Source organism: Aureliella helgolandensis, assembly GCF_007752135.1.
Taxonomy (GTDB): Bacteria; Planctomycetota; Planctomycetia; order Pirellulales; family Pirellulaceae; genus Aureliella; species Aureliella helgolandensis.
In genome coordinates, this window is sequence record NZ_CP036298.1 from 3007459 (window position 1) to 3029159 (window position 21701).

General features: G+C 56.5%; 13 protein-coding genes. 8 read left to right on the forward strand and 5 right to left on the reverse strand.

Going from position 1 to position 21701, the window contains the following annotated elements; translation table 11 throughout:
* Positions 1-140 precede the first annotated feature (140 nt).
* The gene (locus tag Q31a_RS10785) at positions 141-2210 is read left to right on the forward strand and encodes a sensor histidine kinase (protein ID WP_145077420.1); all 2070 of its coding nucleotides are present in this window, start codon (positions 141-143) and stop codon (positions 2208-2210) included.
* 32 nt (positions 2211-2242) lie between these two features.
* On the opposite strand, the gene Q31a_RS10790 is transcribed toward Q31a_RS10785, so the two are convergent.
* Together Q31a_RS10790 and Q31a_RS10795 are read right to left on the reverse strand one after the other, a co-directional pair.
* Positions 2243-3445, reverse strand: a complete 1203-nt coding sequence (locus Q31a_RS10790) for a metallophosphoesterase (RefSeq protein WP_197356647.1) — start codon at positions 3443-3445, stop codon at positions 2243-2245.
* A gap of 19 nt (positions 3446-3464) precedes the next feature.
* Positions 3465-5201 (reverse strand): hybrid sensor histidine kinase/response regulator, encoded by a 1737-nt coding sequence (locus Q31a_RS10795; RefSeq protein WP_145077424.1) that lies wholly within the window; start codon positions 5199-5201, stop codon positions 3465-3467.
* Between the two features lie 860 nt (positions 5202-6061).
* Here Q31a_RS10795 and Q31a_RS10800 point away from each other — a divergent pair.
* Positions 6062-7852: a hypothetical protein gene (locus tag Q31a_RS10800; RefSeq protein WP_145077426.1), complete on the forward strand. Its 1791-nt coding sequence runs from the start codon at positions 6062-6064 to the stop codon at positions 7850-7852.
* Positions 7853-8372: 520 nt separating this feature from the next.
* On the opposite strand, the gene Q31a_RS10810 is transcribed toward Q31a_RS10800, so the two are convergent.
* A complete protein-coding gene (locus Q31a_RS10810) occupies positions 8373-8810 on the reverse strand; it encodes an FHA domain-containing protein (RefSeq protein WP_145077430.1) in 438 nt (145 codons plus the stop codon).
* 300 nt (positions 8811-9110) lie between these two features.
* Between Q31a_RS10810 and Q31a_RS10815 the strand changes: the two genes are divergently transcribed.
* The 3 genes from Q31a_RS10815 (at position 9111) to Q31a_RS10825 (ending at position 12732) form a co-directional block, all read left to right on the forward strand.
* Complete coding sequence (locus tag Q31a_RS10815; RefSeq protein ID WP_145077432.1) at positions 9111-9818, forward strand: RNA polymerase sigma factor; 708 nt, start codon at positions 9111-9113, stop codon at positions 9816-9818.
* A complete protein-coding gene (locus Q31a_RS10820) occupies positions 9815-11425 on the forward strand; it encodes a serine/threonine-protein kinase (protein WP_145077434.1) in 1611 nt (536 codons plus the stop codon). Before Q31a_RS10815 ends, Q31a_RS10820 begins: the two co-directional genes overlap by 4 nt.
* Positions 11426-11571: 146 nt before the next feature.
* Positions 11572-12732: a hypothetical protein gene (locus tag Q31a_RS10825; protein ID WP_145077436.1), complete on the forward strand. Its 1161-nt coding sequence runs from the start codon at positions 11572-11574 to the stop codon at positions 12730-12732.
* Between the two features lie 53 nt (positions 12733-12785).
* Here the strand turns inward: Q31a_RS10825 and Q31a_RS10830 are convergent, their stop codons facing one another.
* Positions 12786-14192, reverse strand: coding sequence for a pyridoxal phosphate-dependent decarboxylase family protein (locus Q31a_RS10830; RefSeq protein WP_145077438.1), 1407 nt, complete (start codon positions 14190-14192; stop codon positions 12786-12788).
* A 357-nt stretch (positions 14193-14549) separates the two neighbouring features.
* Here Q31a_RS10830 and Q31a_RS10835 point away from each other — a divergent pair, with 357 nt between their 5' ends.
* The 3 genes from Q31a_RS10835 (at position 14550) to Q31a_RS10845 (ending at position 19948) form a co-directional block, all read left to right on the forward strand.
* Complete coding sequence (locus Q31a_RS10835) at positions 14550-18593, forward strand: hydantoinase B/oxoprolinase family protein (protein ID WP_145077440.1); 4044 nt, start codon at positions 14550-14552, stop codon at positions 18591-18593.
* The gene (locus Q31a_RS10840) at positions 18590-18970 is read left to right on the forward strand and encodes a hypothetical protein (RefSeq protein WP_145077442.1); all 381 of its coding nucleotides are present in this window, start codon (positions 18590-18592) and stop codon (positions 18968-18970) included. The genes Q31a_RS10835 and Q31a_RS10840 overlap by 4 nt, the downstream gene beginning before the upstream one ends.
* Positions 18971-19069: 99 nt before the next feature.
* Complete coding sequence (locus Q31a_RS10845; RefSeq protein WP_145077444.1) at positions 19070-19948, forward strand: alpha/beta hydrolase; 879 nt, start codon at positions 19070-19072, stop codon at positions 19946-19948.
* Positions 19949-19981: 33 nt separating this feature from the next.
* Here the strand turns inward: Q31a_RS10845 and Q31a_RS10850 are convergent, their stop codons facing one another.
* Positions 19982-21697: a cyanophycinase gene (locus Q31a_RS10850; RefSeq protein WP_145077447.1), complete on the reverse strand. Its 1716-nt coding sequence runs from the start codon at positions 21695-21697 to the stop codon at positions 19982-19984.
* Positions 21698-21701 lie beyond the last annotated feature (4 nt).

A 21701-nucleotide genomic window follows, 5' to 3' on the forward strand; every position in this document is an offset into this window, starting at 1 on the left:
TCGCCACAATCGTCCGATTGTGTGCGCCACAATAGTCAGGTTTATCTATTGTTACTATATTGCCGAGTGCTCAATGACAGCTTAACCGATAGCTATCAATGTCAACGGAATTGACTCAATGAGAGAATCGGGAATTCGCTATGGCTATGCAAACATCGGACAGATATGTCTCAACAGTCTATGTGACAAACGCGGTCGCACGAAGTACGCCCCACGCTGGAATTTGGCAGTCTTGGTGCATGCCGACCAGCGAATTATCGACGGTGGCCCTTTCTGGCTACAGCACCGCTTGTCCCACGCACCTTCGAATCGATTCCGCTGATCGGCAAGTGCGCGCACCGAAACTGCTCCAAAGCTGGACGGCTGAAATTGGCTGGCATCGACAATTGGGCGAGTTGCAGAATCTCGACTTGCGGTGGCCAGAGAGCGATGTTTCTGCACGCCCTGTCGAATTCAAACAGCGAGGGGTGTGGTCGATATCTGACCACACCTTCCCGCTGGTTCATCGAGCGCCGGACAGCCAGGTTTCTCGGGCGCCTACTTGGGTGGGGCCGGCGCTGGAAGGCAGTGGCCAATGGGGGCCAATGGTGCAAGAAGCCGCCCACGATCTGCGGGCACCCATCAGCTCAGCTCAGCAGATTTTGGCATCCGTAACGCACCACTTTCGATCTGCAGCAAATCGCCTCTCCCCTGCACAGGTCGAGCAGCAAGTGGAACTACTGGAGATTGCGCAATCGCGGCTGCAGCTGGCCAATGACTGGGCGGAGACGATTCTCTCTCCCGACCGTTTGCCAAGGGAGCGTGCCAGCACCATCCGCCGGAGGTTCTATCCAAACCAATGGCGCAACTCCATTGGCGAACTCCTGGAAAGTATTGCCGCACAGCGTGGAGTCAAGCTTGAATGGCTTGGGTGGGAACGCTCGCTCGCGCGGCTCTACGTCGATGACCAGCAGTTGTCGCGGGCGGCGCTGAATCTGGTCAGCAATGCTGTGGCGGCGAGTCCGAGTGGTGGGACCGTTGTCATTCGTGCGGCCATGCAGGGTTCCATCACCCGCCATTTCGCACTCTCGATCGAAGACGAAGGTGCGGGGATGTGTCGTGAGTTGCTCGAAGAAGTCAACACTGCCATCCCTGCCGGACTCGCCTCAAAACGTCCACAGCAGTTGGGAGTGGGATTGACCATCACCAAGGCCCTGGTGCGGAGTCTGGGCGGGACACTGCTGGCCCGCATGACGAAAGATCGTGCTAGCGGCCAACGCGGCACCACAGTTCGGCTGAGTGTACCGGTGGACAATCCGGCGGCCCTGTTGCGAACTTGGTTGCTCACAAACGCTGGGGCTGAGGCGAGCGCCCGCTCACCAAGCAACGGCCAAGGTGGAGCGAATATCGAACTGCACGTCCTACGTGCAACGAGTGGTGAAGTCGACTTGATGGACCGTCATTTCCAGCAATCGGCAGAGCTCGACGATTTCGTTTATCGAGTCGCCAAAGACCGCTGGCTGTGGTTCAAATTGGTGAAGTCCCCCGTCGATCACGCAGGAGCCGCGACCGCCCCGTCGCAACCCCAGATGTCGGCGGACGCGGGGCCCATTGATCTCGTAGTTCGGAACCTGCCCGAGCAAGCGGGGCAGGGAGAACGCATGCGTTGTTTTACGCAGCGAGTCTTCCGCTTGCGTGGAGTTCAGTTGCAACGAGTCTTCGGTAAATCGGGATCGCATTTGCGACAAATCGAGATTGTAAATTTGTTGCACGACAAGTTCACCAAACTGTGTGGCTACCGAGTGCCTGCAGTAGATCTGTTGGACGCACCCACTTCAGCCTCGTCTCCGGCGATCTCCTCAGGCATCGGCAAGCGGGTCGTGCGGTTCGACCCTGCCCATCATGCAGGTGTCGTTTCGCAAAAATGCTCCGTGGATCGATGGAGCGAACGCGACGCAAGCAGCGAAGAGGCGGTACGCCAGTTCACTCAACTCGTGCAACAACGGCTCGACGCATCTTTTCCCACCTCCCCATCGCGAGCTCCGGCTCCCGCGTCCGTGGCCTTGACGCCACCACTGACTGCAGATGCGATGCAAGCCATCTCCGAAGTCAACCGGCTGTGGCGTTCCGATCTGCGTTCGCTGCATCGGATCCATGCCGGTGTGACGGGGCTGAAGGGGCCAGCGGATGCTATTCTCAATCGAGGGGCAATGGAATCGAACACCCATTGAGATCGAACACCCATTGAGACGGTAGCTGAGGCTTAGCTCGTTTTCGGTGACCGGAGGGTTAGCAGGCTAACTTCTGGCAAGCATCTCCAGCGGATGGGATGGGTCCCGGCCACGCCGCGTGAGACGTGCATGAGCGTTGGGGGCATATAGAAAACGCCGGAAGCAAAGCGACTGCCGTAATGGCTGGGGGCTACGATGGGGCCCAGGAGCGGAAAGCGGACCTGACCACCATGCGTATGTCCAGCCAGCATTACATCGAGCTCTAGGCGGCGCGCCCATTCGATCTGGTCGGGGGAATGGCTAAGTCCTAGACGCAGAGTGATATCTGGGGAGGTGCATGGCAACGCAGACGGTGGTGGTTCCGCGAGGCGATTCAGCCAAGGCCGCTCGTTCCCTACGATTTGCAAGTTGAGGCCTGAGGGGGTCTGTGTGCAATGGCTCTGCTCTCCGGCGTCGCGATGTCCTAAGCCTTTCAGCAAATGTGCAAGCTGGTCTACGTCTTTGAGGCGGCAATCGTGGTTTCCGAAAATAAAGTAGCAGCCTAGCGGGGCTCGCAGCCGTCCCAGCACTGGAGCTAGCCAAGGAAGGCATTTCTGGTAGTCGATAATGTCGCCGGTGATGGCGATCAAATCGGGCTCCAATTCAAGGAAGCGATCGATCACAAAGTGGTAGTGTTCGATTTTCAACTGACCGGTAAAGTGCAGGTCGGAGAGATGCCCAATCTTGATACCGTCAGCCAGTGCCAAAGGGCGAGGAAGCTCCAGTTCTTTTCGGTTGACTTCCAGCTGTGTTATCTGGTTGCCAGGGATTCTGGCCAGCAACCCGGTCTGGGAATCGGCGGTACTGCAACCGCCGATCTCTTGAGCCACGTTGTAGGGCTGGGCGGTCAACTGCAGCAACTGCCTGGGAGCCCGCAGGCCCCACCGCGTGCCAATCCACCGCGGCGTTTGTAGAATTAGGCTAGCTAGGCTGAGCAGAATCCATCCGCTAACTGGCCAGGCTCCTGTCGGGAGCCAACTGCCGCTATCCCACAACCAAGTCTGGCAGGCGGGCCAGTACGCCGTCATGACGCTCAAGGGAATTGCAAAGCAAGCCAAAATCGCCAGCTTCTCGAGCGATTTCGTCATCTTGCGGGGGAGTCCCGTCGCGTTGACTCGGTTGAAGCAATACAACCAGAAGCCGCAATTGCCAACGCACGCAGCGAGCAGGGTAAACCAGGGAAAAGCAGAGGGCATCAATGAACCTGAGAGTCGACTAGAGGGGATCCCGAGTTGGCTGAGGACCATCGAGTACGATCTCTACAACGCCCAAGAGCTGTGCCAATTTGAAGGGCTTATAGAGCAAGGCTTTGGGATGCAAGCCAGCCTGCCGAGCTTTCACGATCGAGTGGCCGGGGTCGTAGCCGAAACCGGTCATCAGTGCCATCGGAACGCGTTCGGTAATCTGCAGCAATCGCAACATGAGTTGGTATCCGCTGTAATCTGGCAGATTGACGGCTGAGATGACCACGTCATAGGCAGCATCGAGCCGGCTGTTGCGATACATGCTACCTGCTTCGTCACCTGAATGGGCCGCTTCGACGATACAGCCAAAGCGTTCGAGGAGCATATGGGCGTCGTTCAAGACCTGCAGGTCGGAATCCACCACTAAGATCCGCTTACCACGTAGTTTGTGGTGCAATTGTTCGGTGCAGCCAGCGGGTAAAGCTTCGGCGGGAGCCATTTTTTGGCCAATTTGCTGGATGACCCTGCGAATGTCGCGTGCCTCCTGCAAGATTCGTTGAAGTCGGTCGACGACTTCAGGGTCTTGGCCGATGTACTTCTCAATAACGCTCACCGCGTCATTGAGGATGTGATCCACTGGCAACGCCACTGCACTGTGAATGGCCTCACAGCTCTGCTGAGCCGCGTTGTTCTTTTGCGCGACCAACAATTCAAGAGTGTTTAGAGCCACAGCGACGTCGCGCGAGAAGATCTCGAGAAATTGCAAGTCGGTGGAATCGAAGGCACAGACAACATTGCTCTCGACATTGATTGTACCGATGATGGTGTCGTGCAGGATGAGCGGCACCGTTAGTGAACTGGCGGCTCCCGCAAATGCTTGAAGGTAGAGCGGATCTTGCCGTGCATCTTCGCAGAGATAGCTCTTGCCCGTGGAGGCTACGTAGCCGGTGACACCATTGCCCTGTGGCCGCGCATACAATTTTCGATCGGCTGCCTCTTGGTTGATGCCCACGCTGAGCAGCGGCATGAGGTTGCCGGTCGACTGCTCTAGAAGGCGGATCTCAATCACTTCCACATTCAGCAAATCGGCCGTGTAGTAGCGAATGTTGTCCTTGAGCAATTCGATCCTCGCGCTGGTATCCATGGCGAAGATCTCATCGGGCTTCAAGTCCGTGAGCTGTAGTCCAGCCTGGTGAATTGCGGCTAGCTTTTGTTGTTGCAGGATTTCGCTTGTAATGTCGCTAACCGTGGCCACTAACGCTGCATTGTCGGTGGCCGCATCGGTTAGCGGTGCGACGTGGACTTGGTAATACCGATTGTCGTCCGTCTGCAACGTGCTGCTGCTGCTCATCCCAGTTGCCAATGCCGTATGGAACGGGCAGAAATCGGGGCCCATGATCTGCGGATTTCCCAAGATCGCATAGAAGTTATGGCCACCGGGAGATTCCAGGGGCGACCACATGCGCAGTCGGCTGTTGGCCCAGGTGACAATCATCTCGGAATTGATGAGAGCCACCCCATCGGGCATGCCATCCAAGATGCGCTCGCTCTGAAGAAGCCGCACGAATCCATCTTCGTTCGCACCTTCCCCACCATCGAGAAATACCCCTGAGTAGTTATATCGGGAGAGTTTGGAAAGCGCCTCTACTGGATTGCTTACCTCATCCACCATAAGGGATGGGGGGAATTCGATCCGATCGGGAGCGGCGGCGGGAGTCTCACCGGTAGTCGTGATTGGGCTTATTCGGAGAATCTTTTGTGGCGTCATCTGCCAAGTGCTCCCAAGCGATCCAAATTAATACCTGAACAGACTCGATACCGCGGACTGCTACTACTTACAAAGAGTGTTCGTCCCTAGCCCTACTGACTATGTCGCAGCACTGCTGCTACGATACTATCTTGCAGTTCTGCTCGGCTTGCGTTGGGCAGTCTGAGCACCCTGCTAAAGCAATCTTCGAGGGCGCCTCAATCAGCTATCTTTTCTATTTCAATTTAATAGTCCAGATAAGTATACGGATCGGCATTTCAAACAGCAACGTCCTGAAAAATCATAGCGGAATTCCAACCCTAGATGCCCTAGAAACTTGTGCGATGCAACGCAAGGTCAATCGCGGTGGCTCGTCGAATTGCAGTGCGGCGTGATATCCTCCCGCGAGCTCGATTCACGGTGCAGTGTCCGCCTTAGGGGGTTGCCGTAGGCAGCTTGATCCGTCTTCCATATTCGCGCCGTATGCGTGGAGTGGAATCTTCGATTTATCAACCATTTCCAAGTTGCTTTTGCTTAAACGGAGTTTATTCGGGAAGGAGTTTTTGAGCGAGTTGGGGTGGTAGACCTTGACGACTGGGCGCTTTCGAAAAAATACGGAAAATATAGCAACTATGGCTCGCGTAACGTCCACTATCAGCTAAACTCTCAGGACAAAGTGCACCCAAACTCGCCAACAGCGGGGGAAATGCACATTGCAATGCTAGCTTCAATAAATGAAGCATGGGACTAACCTCTGTGGTTAGGTTTCCACAGAGGGCTGGAGCATACGCAACTCAATTTACGTACCTTGTTTACACGGTGTATCAAGGTTTTGCCGGGCTAGCCCGTCGGCCAAGTTGGTTCCTCGAGAGGAGATCCTCATGAAGTTTCGCCCATTTTTCGCTTTGATGGGACTAGCCGCTATGTGCGTTGCCAGTTCCCTTCAAGCACAATGCAACAGCTGTGGTGGCTGTAGCTCGTGTGGCACTGTCGCCACTTCCGGTTGTTCGTCCTGCGGTGGCAATGGTGCCGCTGGTATGGCTGGCAACGGATCCGCTTGTGGATGTGGCGTTAGCTACACCACGAAGACCGTCATGGTTCCTCAGTATGTATCTGAGACCCAAACCGTGACCGTTACCGAAATGAAGCAAGAAACCCGTCAACGCACTGTAAACGTTGTCAAGAGTGTGCCAAGCACTGAAACCCGCACACGCACCATCACCAAGATGGTTCCCCGTCAAGAAACCAAGACTCAGGAATACACTGAGATGGTTCCTTCGGTAACTCAAGAAACCTACACCGTTCAAGTACCTGTTACTACGCAAGTGGACCAAGAGTACACCGTTTCCGTTCCTAAGATGGAAACCATCGAAGTTCCTTATACCGTTTCGGTTCCTTACACTGAAGTGCAACAACAAGAATACACTGTCAATGTTCCGGTTACGGAAATGATTGAGCAGTCGTACACCGTTTGTGTGCCTTACACCGAAATGATCGAGCAGAGCTACGTTGTCAACGTGCCTTACACCGAAACTGTAACGCGCAACTACAACGTTCAAGTTCCTCATACGGAAACTGTTGAGCAAAGCTACCAAGTACGTGTTCCTTACCAAGAAACCGTAACCGCGACTCGTAACGTATGCCAACGCATTCCTGTTACGTCCTACCGCACTGTTTCCCGCGATATGGGCAGCTACCAAACTGAGCAAGTACAAGTTCCTTGTGGCACTAGCCACTCGGCTGGACATGCTCATGGTGGACGTCGTCTAGGTGGCCGTCTGTGCGGTGGTTGCCGAGCTAGCACTTGTGGTAGCTGTGGCGGATGCAGCAGCTGCGGAAGCTGCAACAGCGGCTGTGACAGCTGTGGTGGCGGTGCTGCTGGCGGTTGTGCTCCTGCAATGACGACTGTTTGCCGTCGCGTTTGGGTTCCTAATGTCGTTACGGAACAAGTTCCTTACACGTCCTACACCACCCAAACCGTTCAACAGCCTTACACCTACACGGTCAACAAGTGCCGCGTTGAAACTCGCACTCGTTCGGTTAACGTAACTCGTTACACCACCGAAACTCAGTCGCGTGAAGTTGCGGTACAACGTTGCCGTCAAGAAACGAAAGTACGTCAAGTACCAGTAACTCGCATGCGTCAAGAAACTCGTACTCGTCAAGTACCTGTTACCAAGTGCGTACAAGAAACTCGTACTCGTGACATCACTGTTACCAAGTGCCGTCAAGAAGAGCGAACTCGTCAACAACAAGTTTGCAAGATGGTTCAAGAAACTCGCACTCGCAAAGTGAATCAAACCACTTGCACCAGCGAAGAGCGTACCCGCGACGTAACGACCATGGTTCCAACGACCAAGACTCGTGAGTACACCGTCACGGTTTGCGAGCCAGTTTCGGAAGAGCAAGAATACCAAGTTACGGTGTACAACCAAGTAACCGAAGAGAAGACCGAAGACTACACCGTTTGCGTACCTGTTCAGGTCCAAAAGGAAGTCCAAGTACAGAAGTGCGTGATGGTTGCTCAAGAAGTAACCGTTCCTGTCAGCAACGGCTGTGGCGGCGCTGTTAGCGCTTGCGGCGGAAGTGCTGGTTGTGCAAGTGCTGGTTGTGCAAGTGCTGGTTGTGGCGGCTGCGGAGCAGCTGTCTCCAGCGGTTGTGGCTGCCGTTAGTTCGCAGCGGACTTCTGACTAAATTGGTCAGAATCTAGAATCTAAAAGCCAGCGGTCCAGTGTGATCGCTGGCTTTTTTCGTTTCCATTGGACACCGCTTCCATTACCTGGGCTATCCCCAGCCCGCCAAACGGCCAGCCAACCTCGCTGCATCGGCCGGATCTCTATGGGGCACGTGCGAGGATGACGGGCGTTTTCGAACCCACCCAAGATTCATAAGCCGAATCGCACCACAGCCACAGCGCCCCCAGACTTCTGTCGGCCGCGGGTTGATTCGACCCGTGGCAATCCGCCCGCGTCCCGCGATTGTTGGTTGCAACGCGCAACGCCGACTCATTGGTCATCTACCGCCTCTCCGCTGTATCGATGGGAGACTTGTCGGCAGGAGGGGAGTTCTTGCAGGGCAGTTCCACGTCTGGTGAAGCCCGCGCGAGAATGAGAGGCTTGGGCAAACCCTTAGGGCTGGACTCCCGGTAGATGCTGACTGGCACTTGCTCACTGCGGCTGGTTTCGCCGTCGACTACCGCCCCATCAATTTCGCCCACCAGGATTTTTCTTCGCGCAAGGGGACGGGTTTGAAGGGCTCCATCGGCTGAGTTGCGTAAACGCTCCCTTGAGGCCGCGTGGTCGTTGGTCGCTTTACGCGCGTCTGCTGATCTTCGGCACTGGAAAAATCGACTTCCAGCAACAGAGCCCCAATCTGAATGACTTGGCCGGGCATCAGAATTGCCTGCTGGACACGACTGTCGTTGACATAAGTCCCGTTGGTTGATCCAAGGTCTTTGATGAGCAGCGCTCCCTCGGCATTTAATGCCAACTGGCAATGCTTGCGACTGATGGAATCGTGGTCAATGCATAGTGCAATGCCTGGTTCGCGACCAACCACCGCCGGTGGGGTGAAGAACCAACTGCAGGCTGAAAGACCATCGACGTGGTTCTTGAGCACTAACTTATACATGCTGCAACTCGCCGTTTACGATTAGTGAGATGAGATAAGAATAAGAAAAGGAGCCACCCTAGAAAAGGCAGGGCGGCGTACCTGTTGGGCGGACGCGAGCTATCGAGTGGCTTGCGCGTGCTACGGCAGGTAGGCCACGCCTGAGGGGTGGATGCCTATTACTGCATTCTAGACAGAGCTCGTGCGCCAAAATGGTTCTTGGCCGGATGTTTTTTTGCAAATTTGCCAAAATCTACTGTAAGCAAATCCCTAAACTACGGAGTAACTTACTGTCCACCGTCACCTTCGCGAGGAATTCCCATGGCAGAGTTTCCGGAAACGCGAGTCAGCTTGATCCTCAGATTGTCGGAACCTACCGACGTTCAGGCCTGGCAAGAGTTCTCTGATATCTACACGCCAGCTCTGCTTGCCATCGCCCACCGCAAGGGACTGCAGGCTGCGGACGCTGAGGATGTGGCACAAGAGATCTTATTTGGGGTCGCGCGTGCCGTGGAGCGTTTTCGGCCCGATGCGTCGCGGGCCAAATTTCGGACTTGGCTGTGCCGCATTGCCCACAACCTGATCGCGGACTTCTGGGCGGGGCGTAGCAAGCGTCCTGTGTCCCAAGCTCTCACCGACAGCTGGCTGGATCACTTGGTGTCCGGGGAAGCCAACGCACCTGATGAGTTGATGCTGGGGGATCTGCAAGCGGCCATCTTTCGTGTGGCCGCCAAACGCGTCGCGCGGCGGGTGGCCAACGACACTTGGCAGGCCTTCGAGCGGACGGCCATCCAACGCCTTGAGCCATCCCAGGTAGGAACGCAACTCGGCATGTCTCTCGGAAGCGTGTATGTGGCGCGATGCCGTGTTCTGCGACTGCTCCGCGATGAGGTTGAACAGCTTCAAAAAATCTATGCCGACTTCGATACCGCCGAGCAGTGGGGCGAAGCAGCTGGGGCGGACGTCGGTGAATTCGACGAATTGGGGTTGGGGGAGAGCGCATTTCTAGATCGAGGACCAGAGCAATGAGTAACGATCATCCACGGCAGTCACGCGCCGCGCACTGCCTTAGCCAAGAACAATTGCTCGATGTGTTGCTCCCCCTGGCTCCCTACGACCAACGCGTTGATGCGCACTTGAGTGCCTGCACGGCCTGTTGTGACAGATTGTCCGAAATCGCGGGAGACCAGGCGTGGTGGTCTGCGGCTGAAACCTACCTGTCCGTTGCCGCAGAACCCGCAGCAGCCCGGGTGGCCCAGTCGGTGTGCGCTCTGATCTCGGAGCCTGGCAAAAGCGATGAACGCGACCCGCTTGGCCAACACGAGTTGTCGCAATTGAAGAGCCTGCTTGATCCGCCCAGTCACCCAGAGCTGTTGGGGCGAATTGGTCGCTATGAGTTGGAGCAACTGGTGGGACGAGGGGGGATGGGGCTGGTGTTTCGCGGCCGAGATACGGAACTGCATCGGGTGGTGGCGGTGAAGCTGATCGCCAGTCATTTGCGTCCGTTGGGGGCCGCCCGCGAGCGTTTCATTCGCGAAGCGAGAGCGTGCGCGTCGCTGGCCCATCCGCATATTGTCGCGATTCACGATGTGATTACCGATTCCGCTTTGCCGGCGATTGTCATGCAATACGTCGCCGGTCCGACCTTGGAAGCTTGGCTGAAAGAACGAGGTTCGCTTTCCTGGCAGCAGGTACTGCAAATCGCGACGCAGCTGACCGATGCGCTTGTTGTCGCTCATCAACACGGATTGGTGCACCGCGATATAAAACCAGGCAATGTGTTGTTGGAAGCGGATGGTTCTCGAGCCCTGCTCACCGATTTTGGATTGGTACGAGCTCTCGACGAAGCTACGCTCACCCACACGGGCGCCCTGGCCGGCACTCCCGATTTCATGTCGCCCGAGCAGGCGCGAGGCAAGAGCGTCGATGGGCGAAGTGATCTGTTTTCTCTGGGAGCCCTGATGTACGTGATGCTAACTGGGCACCCACCTTTTCGCGCTCCCGAGCCGCTGGCCATTCTGCACCGCATCTGCAATGAGCCTCATCGCTCTATTGCTCAGTACCGCGATGATGTTCCCGCGGAAGTAGCGAGATTGGTCGATCGACTACTAAACAAAGAACCCAAACGTCGTTTTGCCGGTGCGGAGGAATTGCGAGAGCGCTTGCTCCAGTTGAGTCGTTCGTCCTTGCATCTCAGTCATCGTCGAAAGCGTCGCCTCCCATGGTTGGTGGGAGCATTGAGTCTCGTTGCTGTACTTGGATTCGCGAGCTGGAGCACTCTGGCCCGTTGGATTCCGGGCGGAGGTAGCACATCCAGTTGGTACTCCACCGATGCGCCACACAATCCAGCATGGTTCGGCAACAGCGACCATGAGCAAGGTGCCGACTATGCGGGATCACTGAATGATCTCAATCGAAACGCCACATCAAAAACCAATTTCCAAGTTCTGCAAGAATTGGACACTTCTATTGCAAAGATCAAGGAGCAGACCAGCCGGCTTGTCCAACGCTACTCGTCAGCTGGGGCTCCGGGAAGTACCAGCGAAAACTGGAACGCGGTGCCTAGATTCGAAACCGATATGGCAGCCTTGCAGCAAGCCGTCGGGCGCTTGCGGCTCGAGATGCGTCAGGAGTAGCAGCACTAGTTTCCCTCTTTCTCATTCAACAACTCTTCTCAACCTCATTTAGCTTCTGGAGACTCGCGATGTCCAATCTATTCCGTCTACGATCGATCTTGTCCCGCCAATCACTCTGCTTGAAATCAATTTGTTTGGCAACGTGCATGAGTTTTCCCTCAGCCGCAGTGCCGTTCAGCCACGGGCAGGACGCATCTGCCGGGGTCGAAGAAGATTCGAATTCAGGCGAGAGCGCCCAGCAAGCCGCCGACGATTTACCCGCCGGCGAGGCGATGGAAGAAGGAGGCGGTTTTGGAGGAGGTGGATACGGAGGAGGTGGATACGGAGGTGAAGGTGGATATGGCGATGGAGGCTATGGAGGGATGGAGCTCGGCGGCGGTTATGGCGCTATGGAGGGAGGAGAAGGGTATGGATCTTATGGCGGTGACATGATGGGGGGAGCCCCATCCTTTCCGCTCAATATCTTATTGGTGACTAAGGCAGAGACCGACGGCAAGACTGGTACACAGCTCAAAGCACTTAAGGCAATGAAAGTGAATCGGTACCGATACCAAATAGGTAGTTTCGCACCTCAAGACATGACTCCTCAAATGGCCGGAATGATGGGGGGGGGCTATGGCATGGAAGGTGGTTACGGCGGTGGTGGTTACGGAGGGATGATGGGCGCTGAGGGAGGAATGGGTGCCGGCATGACAAATGAAAGTGCAACTCCGCCGCCCGAAAGTATTCAGATCTACGTATTCTCATTCGATCGACAATCAGCAAAGGGGCGAACTCAAGTCGAGGTATGCGTTAAGTTGCCTCGTAGGAACAGATCGCGTCGTGGTGCTGGGATGGGAATGATGAGCGGATTCGAGATAACAAGCGAAGTAGCGCTCGGCGGTGGCGAAGAAGTCGAGATGGGTTCCGCGATGGAATCCAGAGCTCAGTACGTGCCGCTCGAATTGGCAGAAAAACTGACTAACGCTGGTGGCAAGCCCCTGACGCTGCAACCCTCCTCCGAAGAACTAAACCTCGTCGCCGATATGCTTCGGCAAAGGACCTGGAGAGCTGAAGTGCTCGAACAAATCCAGTCCAAAATATTGACCGGCCCAAAATTGGAAGGCGCCGAGGAATCGCTCAAAGAGATCATGTCTGAGGAGTACGATACGCAACTCGCTAGGCAAGAATTTGAGATCACTGCGATTGAGCAGTCTGCACAAGCCTTGCGGCATGAACTCAAGCGACGCCGTGACGCCAAGCAACGCGTGATCGATGTCCAGTGGGGCCGCATCGTGCTCGAGGCCCAAGGCTTGCTGAGCAAGTAGCAGGGAGCTATTGCGCGGAGAGACGAACCGCAATCTACCGTATCAGCCTCGACCTAGGTTGATTTCGAGCCCACTGCAGACAGCATTCCTTTCCAGCCACGCTCGACGTCTGCTTGAGTCGTGCGCCAGTTGGTCACGGAAATGCGGATTGCGGGAGCACCGAAGTATTCGGTCGATGTCATGTACAGCGCTCCATCGGCTTGCACCCACTGCAGATACTCTTGAATCCGATGGTGTGTTACCTGCTCGCCAGCCAGCGTAAATACGATTCCGTTCATGCGCACCGGAGCGAGTAAGCGAAACTGATCAGAAGACTCGATCAATTCGCCGAATGCTGCAGCAATCTGGCAATTGCGGGTGACGATTTCACGGTATCCCGCTTGGCCATAGGCCATCAACGTGAACCAGGCCGGCAAGGCGCGTAGGCGACGTGAGTTTTCGGGGGTGAGGTTCACAAAATTGGTCGGTGTTGGATCCGCATCAAGGTAGGCGGCGGAATTTTGGAAGACTTCACGTTGGAGTTGCTGATGTCGCGTGAAGATCATGGCGGAATCGTAGGGTACGTTGAGCCATTTGTGAGCATCGATGGTGATCGAGTCCGCACGGTCGATACCAGCCACCAAGGCTTGTTTTTCAGGAACGCACGCGGCAAAGCCGCCGAACGCTGCATCCGCATGTAGCCAAGCCCCGAACTCGTTGCAGAGGTCTGACAGTTCATTGAGGTCATCGTAATCGACACTGTTGACCGTCCCCGAGTTGCCTACGACGATACACGCTTCGCCAGCCTTTCCAAGTTCCACGAGACGCGCACGCAGCGCGGTCGTGTCCACCGCTTCTCGCTGAGGCAATGTTGGGATCCGTTCCAAACGCTCGCGACCGAGTCCCAACATCGCGATCGCTTTGTAGACGCTGGAATGCGGAGTACCGCTCAACACGCGGATGGGGGGCAGACCCGCGAGCCCGGCTCGCGCAACGTCGACTCCCAGCTGGTGACCGACCCATTGCCGGGCGGTTGCCAATCCAACGAAGTTTGCCATCGTGGCGCCGGATACAAAAACTCCTGCTTGGGCATCGGAAAAGCCAAACAATGCTCGCAACATTACGATTGCGGACCATTCAATTTGAGGGGCCAGCGAGTCACTTGAGCCGGTCGCATTCTGGTCATAAATGGAGGTGAGCCAATCACCTGCAAGACTCGCTGGGGTGGCGCCACCGGTCACCAGCCCAAAGTAATGGGGGCCCGCCGAACCGCTCATGCCGTCTGCGTATTTGGAGCGGAAGATCTCGAGCGCTCCCAGAGCTCCAATGCCCTGAGGAGGGAGCGAATCGACGTCGAGCGGGGGCGGAATAATCGCTGCGGGACGTTCCCGGGCCGCATTGAGAGTCTTGACGGCTTCCCCCAGCACATCCTGCAAAATTTTCTGCAATTGTTCGTGATCGACGTGAAGTGGCTTGTACATCGTTTGCCGTGTTGTCAGGAGGCCACGCGAGAGTTGGCTTCCGCACCGTCGCAAAACGCACCGTCGCAAAACGAACTGGTGTCCAACGACGTGCCCATGAAGCTCTTCTCCGAGAAATAAACTGCATCGCCGGGCGAATCCCTCGGCCCTAGTAGGAGTTTGGGGGAAGCCCACTTCAACGTTCTGTGGCCTTTCTACCGCAGCTGGATTCGCGACGCTCCCTGGTTTTACCTGTTCATTGGATCCACGCTAGCCTGGATTGCAAACTCCAGGGACTCATGGCCGGGAAGTCGTCAACGATGGTAAGATAACGGGTTTCTGAACTCCGTTTGCCATCTACCGATAATTCACGCAACGATGACCGCTGCAAACAAGAAAACCTACCACTCGACTTCGACCACCCGCCCCGAGATCGAAGCTTGGATCGACGTGGGAGGGACCTTTACCGATTGCTTTATCCAGCGGGCTGGCCACCCACTGCGAAGTTGCAAAGTGCTCAGTTCTGGCCGCATTCCGCTCTCGCTGCAGTCCCAACCGAGTCCCAGTTCTTTGCGTTCCCATACGTTGCAGGGCGATAGAGAGAACTTTTGGGTTGGCGCCCACCTGCAGCTCCTCGATCCGCACGGTGGGCTCCTCCAGAAATACTTGATCACCGGCTCCTCAGGTGCGGAATTAACGGTTGCCACGCCGATGCCACAACTCGGCCCGGCAGTGCGTCTGGAAATTGTCACCGAACTGGAAGCCCCGATTCTAGGAGTAAGACGACTGCTTGGCGTTCCGCTCACACAGCGTCTACCACCACTCGCCGTGCGCATGGGGACGACGCGTGGTACCAATGCACTGCTGACTCGACAGGGGGCTCGGACTGGTTTGGCGGTTACCTCACCCTTCGAGGATCTGTTGAAAATTGGGGACCAAACGCGTCCAGAACTTTTCGCGTTGTCGATCGTTAAACCTGAGCCGTTGAGTTTGCTGTCGGCAGGCATTTCGGAGCGTCTTGACGCCAAGGGCCAGGTACTTCAGCCACTGGACCTCACGCAGTCGGCTAAACAGCTACAGAAACTGCGCGACGCCGGTTGCACCTCCTTAGCCATTTGCCTAATGCACAGCTACGCCAATCCGGTGCATGAGCTTCAACTTCGCGACCTAGCGCGGCAGTTTAGTTTTGAGCATGTCAGTGTTTCCAGCCTGTTGGTTCCGCTAATTGAAATCGTTGCCCGCGCGCAAACCACCGTCGTGGATGCTTATCTCAGTCCGATTGTGCGGGGGTACTTGCATCGAATCGTCGAGCAATTCGGCGGAATGGAAGCCGACGATTTGCAGGTTATGACGAGTGCTGGCGGCTTGGTCCCCTGGCAACAGTACTCGGGCAAAGATTCGATTTTGTCGGGGCCCGCCGGGGGCGTGGCGGCGCTGTCTGCCATCTCCCACGCACTTCAACCCCCAGAATCAAGTCGCTTCATTGAGAAGCCAGCTGAAGCGACCAACGAGGACACCAAAACTGCGCAGGGCCGCCCGCTGATCGGTCTCGACATGGGAGGAACGAGCACCGATGTGTGTCGCGTTGGCGGGGAACCATTGCTGCAGTACGAATCGACGAAGGCGGGAGTGCGCATTTTGACTCCGACGCTCCCGATTGAAACGGTTGCTGCGGGTGGCGGATCGGTGTGTTGGTTCGATGGGGTCTCGTTGCGAGTCGGGCCCCACAGTGCGGGCGCTTCACCCGGGCCTGCCTGCTACGGACGTGGTGGCCCGTTGACGGTCACCGATCTCAACGTCTTTCTGGGAAGAGTTCCAGTCGAGCAATTTCCTTTACCACTGGACATTGCGGCTATCGCAGATCGCCTCGATGCCTTGCGGCTCGAAACGAAGCAGGTGTTGGGGGCGTTCTCATCGCAGGAGCTCGCACAGGGGTTCCGCTGCATCGCCAACGAGCAAATGGCTGGCGCCGTGCGCACCGTCTCGATCGCTCAAGGCGTCGATCCTCGAGAACATACACTCATGGGGTTTGGCGGCGCCGCAGGGCAACATATTTGTGAAATTGCAGATATCCTGGGAGTGCAGAGCATCGTGGACTCTCAGGACGGAGGCTTGCTAAGCGCGTTGGGAATGGGATTGGCTGCTCGTCGCGCGGATGCCGTGCTTAGCGTCTACAAGCCGCTCATCGAATGCAACTGGAGCGAAATTGAAACGGCCCTTGGAACCACAACACGAGAATTGCGGCAACAATTCGAGCCGAGTTCCACCAACGTCGCCAATTTGGCTTTCGACCCGAATGCGGATGCCACTGGCCGCCCTACCAGCGGTAGCTCCTCGGTCGGGAATGCCATGGAAGAAAATGACTCGGTGGGGATGGGAAGCCAAGTTGTGGCAACCTACTGGTTAGAGTTTCGCTACGTGGGAACTGACGTAACGCTTACGCTCCCTTGGGAAGCACGCAGTCAGGCCAAGCAGCGATTCGATCAACTGCATCACCATCGCTATGGATATTCTCAGCCGGACAGTGCGATTGAATTGGTGGCCGTGCGCGTCGAATGTTCCCAGCCAGCTCCGAATCGTTTGCCAGCCATGCGCCCTGTAGACGCTTGCGCTCTATCTGCGTGGGAAGAGACAGGAGAATCATTCGTCCCTCGTGCCAGCCTGAATCCAGGTGGGCGATTGCAGGGGCCAAAAATCGTAGCCAACCAGGGATCAACTCTCTTTATCGAGGCTGGGTGGTGGGCTGAAGTGCTGTCCGATGGGACGCTTTGGTTGGAGCGAGAGGAAGCGCATACCTCCACTGCATCACTCGAGAATGCGGCGGCAGAGAATGCCCATGCCATGGATCCCGTCTTCCGGGATTGCTTTGCACAGCGGCTAACTGCCATCGCAACACAGATGGGCCAAGTCTTGCAGCAAACGGCGCGCAGCGTGAATGTAAAGCAGCGGCGAGATTTCAGTTGCGCTGTGTTTGATGCTCGCGGACATCTGTTGGCCAATGCGCCCCATGTGCCGGTGCATCTGGGGGCCATGGGGCTGACGGTTCGAGCCGTGATGGAAGACTTTCCGATGGTAGAACCTGGGGATAGTTTCATTTCGAACGATCCCTACCGGGGTGGTTCCCACCTGCCAGACTTGACGGTGGTAACTCCGGTATTCGCTCGGCCACCGGGTTCGCGACCGCTGTTTTGGGTTGCGAACCGCGCGCATCATGCCGATATTGGCGGTATCTCTCCAGGCTCAATGTCCATCGAGGCAACGCGATTAGGGGAGGAGGGAGTCGTGATCCCACCTTTCCGCTTGCTGGCCGCAGGGAACCAACAGCATGCGCGTCTTGCCCAGTTGATGGCGGATGCCCCGTTTCCGCCCCGCAATATTCGCGAGAATTTGGCCGATATTGCTGCACAACAGGCCGCCAACGCGCGAGGTGTTCAGCTGCTAAGCGAGTATGCGGCAGCCACGAGCTGGCGGAAACTAACTCAATACTCCGACTATCTGCTCGACGCGGCTGAATCTCGTGTGCGAAATTTCATACGCGAGCGATACGAGCTTCATCAACCGAGATCGTTGAGCTACCGCTTTTCAGACGCTCTGGAAGATGGCACTCCTATCTGCGTAAACATTGTGTTCCCAGGTCGGGGGAACATGCGGATCGATTTTGCTGGCACCGGTGGGGTGAGCTCTCAGAATTTCAATGCGAATCCGTCGATCGTATCTGCAGCGGTACTCTATGTCTTGCGCTGTTTGATCGCCGACGATCTGCCTCTCAATGAAGGGGTAATGCGGTGCGTTGATTTGCGCATTCCAATCAGTGTTTTGAATCCTCCGCTTGCTGAGAATCACGTCGACAGTCCCGCCGTGGCAGCGGGCAATGTCGAGACCTCCCAACGCGTGGTGGATGTCTTGCTGGGGGCCCTGGGTGCAGCTGCCGCGTCACAGGGTACAATGAACAACCTGCTGTTCGGAAATGCGCATTTCGGATTCTACGAAACGTTGTGTGGTGGAGCCGGGGCCACTCGTGGTGCTGACGGGGCGAGTGGGGTGCACACTCACATGACCAACACGCGGTTGACCGATCCGGAGATTCTCGAATCCCAATATCCTGTGCGGTTGCGTGAGTTTTGCTTGCGGGTGGGGAGTGGAGGAGCGGGACGGTGGCAGGGAGGCAACGGAGTTCGAAGAGCGATCGAGTTCTTGGAACCCGTCGAACTCTCGCTTCTAACGTCACGTCGGACCGGTCCACCTCCGTTTGGTTTGGCGGGTGGCAAGCCAGGTGCATTAGGACGCAATCGCTTGGTGCAAGCTTCCGGTACAACGATCGAACTGCCCGCCAATTGCCGGATGGCCGTCATTGCGGGAGATCAATTAATCTTAGAAACACCGGGCGGTGGTGGCCTGGGAGAAAGCGAGTCGACGCAATGATAGATCTTCCAATTGTCCCCAACGACTCCGCGCCTACGCTAGCGAATGCGAGCGAAGTTCAACCTTGGTTGATTGTGCAAGGGGAGGGAGAGGCAGCGAGCGTTGCGCAGTGGCGGTTGGAGACTGCCGACCAGCCTGCGCTGGCCTTGTTCACTGAGGAAGGGTTGGCTGCCAACTATGCCGAATTGTTCTGCACGGGCCCAGCCCGCCTCGTCCAACCGAGCTCAACCGAGCTAACCCGGGTGTTGCTGGAATGTTACCAGCAGGGAACAACCCATGCGGCACTGAATCCCAACGGGCAAACTGCGCAGCGGTTATTCGTATTGCGCGACGTGTTACAATCAGCCCGCGAGCACTTGCGGGCTGCTCGCCAGTGAGGCTTGCATGTCGAGTACCAGTCTAGAGCAACTCGTCTAGCGGCTTCCTCCAACCGAATTCCTATCCCACCTGTTTCCCCATCCAATCGAGAGCTGAGCATGTTTCGAAACTACGCTTTACCCTTCTTCCTCGCCTTTTTTACTTGTGGAATTGCCCAAGCCGCGGAGCCCCAGACCATTCGACTTTGGGAGACCGATGCGCCTGGCGCTTTGGGGAGTGAAGAGAAGGATATTCCAACGGCGATTGTCTATTTGCCCGAGACGGCTAAAGGTCCTACCCCTGCGATTGTCATTTATCCAGGTGGCGGCTACGGGGGCTTGGCCATGGATCATGAAGGGCATCAGATCGCAGCCTGGGCAAATCGAATGGGGATGGCCGGAATCATTGTCTCGTATCGACATCGTGGTCGCGGCTATGGGCATCCCGCTCCCATGCTCGATGCACAGCGTGCGATTCGGTTAACGCGCCAGCATGCGGCCGAGTGGAACATCAATCCAGAGCAAGTCGGAGTGCTGGGCTTTTCTGCTGGTGGTCACCTGACGACCACCGTGCTCACGCACTTTGACCGAGGGATGAAGCAGCCTCACGATGAGGTTGATCAACAGAGTTGTCGGCCCGATTTTGGAGTGGTCTGCTATGCGGTCGTTGCCTTGGGAGAAACGTTCACCCACCAGGGAAGTCAACGCAATCTATTGGGGAGCGAGCCAACTCCAGAGATGATCGAGGAACTGTCCAATGAGAAGCAGGTTACCGCGGATACGCCTCCCTGTTTTGTGTGGCATACTGCCGAAGATTCGGCGGTGCCCGTAGAGAATGGAATTCAGTTCTATTCCGCTCTGGTAGCCGCCAAAGTTCCGTCGGAATTGCATGTTTTTCCATACGGACGCCATGGAATTGGACTGGCGAACGATTTCCCAGGTGCGGCTCAATGGCCTCTGCTGTGCGAGGATTGGCTCAAACGCACTTTGGACAGGTAAGCGTACAGGGCACGTAAACCTTAGACCGTGCGATCAGTTGTCTGACGATTCTATGATTCGGCGATTTGCCAAATCGTAACTTTGCCCAGCCTCCCCCAAGGAATATTGAGGGGGGGCTGTGTCGCTTGAATGCTGGGCATCGTAGAAGTAGACGTTGCCCTGTCCCACAATTTTTGCCGTTGATTCTCGAACGATAATCGCGGTGGCTTCGTCGATGCCGATTCCCAAGAGCTGCGGATACTGGTGTTTCAGTTCTGCCATATCCTTCTGGCGTGCGCGTTGTGAAAAGTGTTGGTCGATGGCCACACCGCTGATGAAACCCAATCCCCCACGTTCGTATCCCGGTGCCATGATGTCGAAGTTTTCAATTGGGGTGGCTCGGGCTAGGTAGCGCGCCTGGATGGATGCTCCGGCGGAGGAACCGCCAATGACTCCCCCCTTTCTTAAGACTTGTTTCATCAGGGCGTGCGTGCGGGTGCCGTAATAGGAATCGGAAAAATTCCATTGACGTCCGCCACCGAACCAGATGCCGGTGGCCTGTTGCAGTGGTGCGTAGAATTCGGCACTCTCGTTGGAGACTTGCCGATCCTTGGTATGCAGGAATGTTGCCCGCTGAACGCCCATTTCCTCCCACTCTCGGACTGTTGCGGGAGTCCCCCTGATCACGTCGCGTTCCTCGCACGGGATGTAGACCAGTTTTGCCCGCTCGACGCCGCCAGCGGCCGTGACAAACTCCTCCATGAGTCCCTTGGGCATGCCACCCCCTCCAACGATCATTAAACATCCATGAGGTACGCGAGGTTCCCGTGGTCGTTGGGGTGGGAAGGGGGCGAGAGTGCGTTCAATCGATTCACGCCGCCACTGTGTTAAATCCGCCAGGTGTTTCGTGGGAGCTTGTTCTCGCGTGCGATGGGCGCGAAGTGAAAATGCTTTGGTCGGCAGTTGCCCACCAGCGGGTAAAAGCAACGTCGCCGTTCCCTCGCCCATGACCTGCAGTTTCCGACCGGACAAAATTAACAGGCTACCGGAAGTCAGCCCAATGCCCACGCGACGCGGTTGGGTGCTGAGTCGCAGTTGCACCTGAGGTTGCATGGTTGCGCCATCGTAACCGGTCTTGAGCCACACATCTGGCAGGAGGTCCCAGCCCTTGTGGAGTGGTTGGGAGGAGTCTAAATCAGGTTGGAAGATCGCACCGGCCCACTCTGCGGCAGGCCCCAGCAGGATGACGACTTTGCCGGAGTCGACACAACTCTTTAGGAATTTACCGATGGAATCCCTGCGTGGTGGAGTTGGAAAGGGTGTGTTGGGAAGTGTGTGCCACACTAGAATATCGAAATCTTGAATGACCACGTCTTGAGCCGGCGTTGTAGCGGTCGTCAGTGGGACGGCGACGAGGTCCTCCGAGAGACCTTTGTAGAGTGCGAGGTCGAGGCTGGGCTCTACGGGAGTCGCCTCAGCACTCGAGTTCGCTGATGGAAGAGGGGGCTGGAGCTGGAGAATACCTAGGGGGTGAGATTGGAAGAGTGGCTGAAGCTGGCGCCGTACGGATAGCAGATCCTCGAGTTTCTCAGCTGCTAGGATGCTCCCCTGGATCTTGAGGTTGATTGGCCAGTCCTCAAACCGCTCGTCGAATTCTTGGGCGACTGCTGCAGCGTTTCCTAGTCCGAGTGCTAAGGCCACCATGATTCCGATCCAGCCAGGGTGACCGGCGGGCGTGTGACGGGGGCGAGTGGGCCTGCGGGCTGGCATGTGC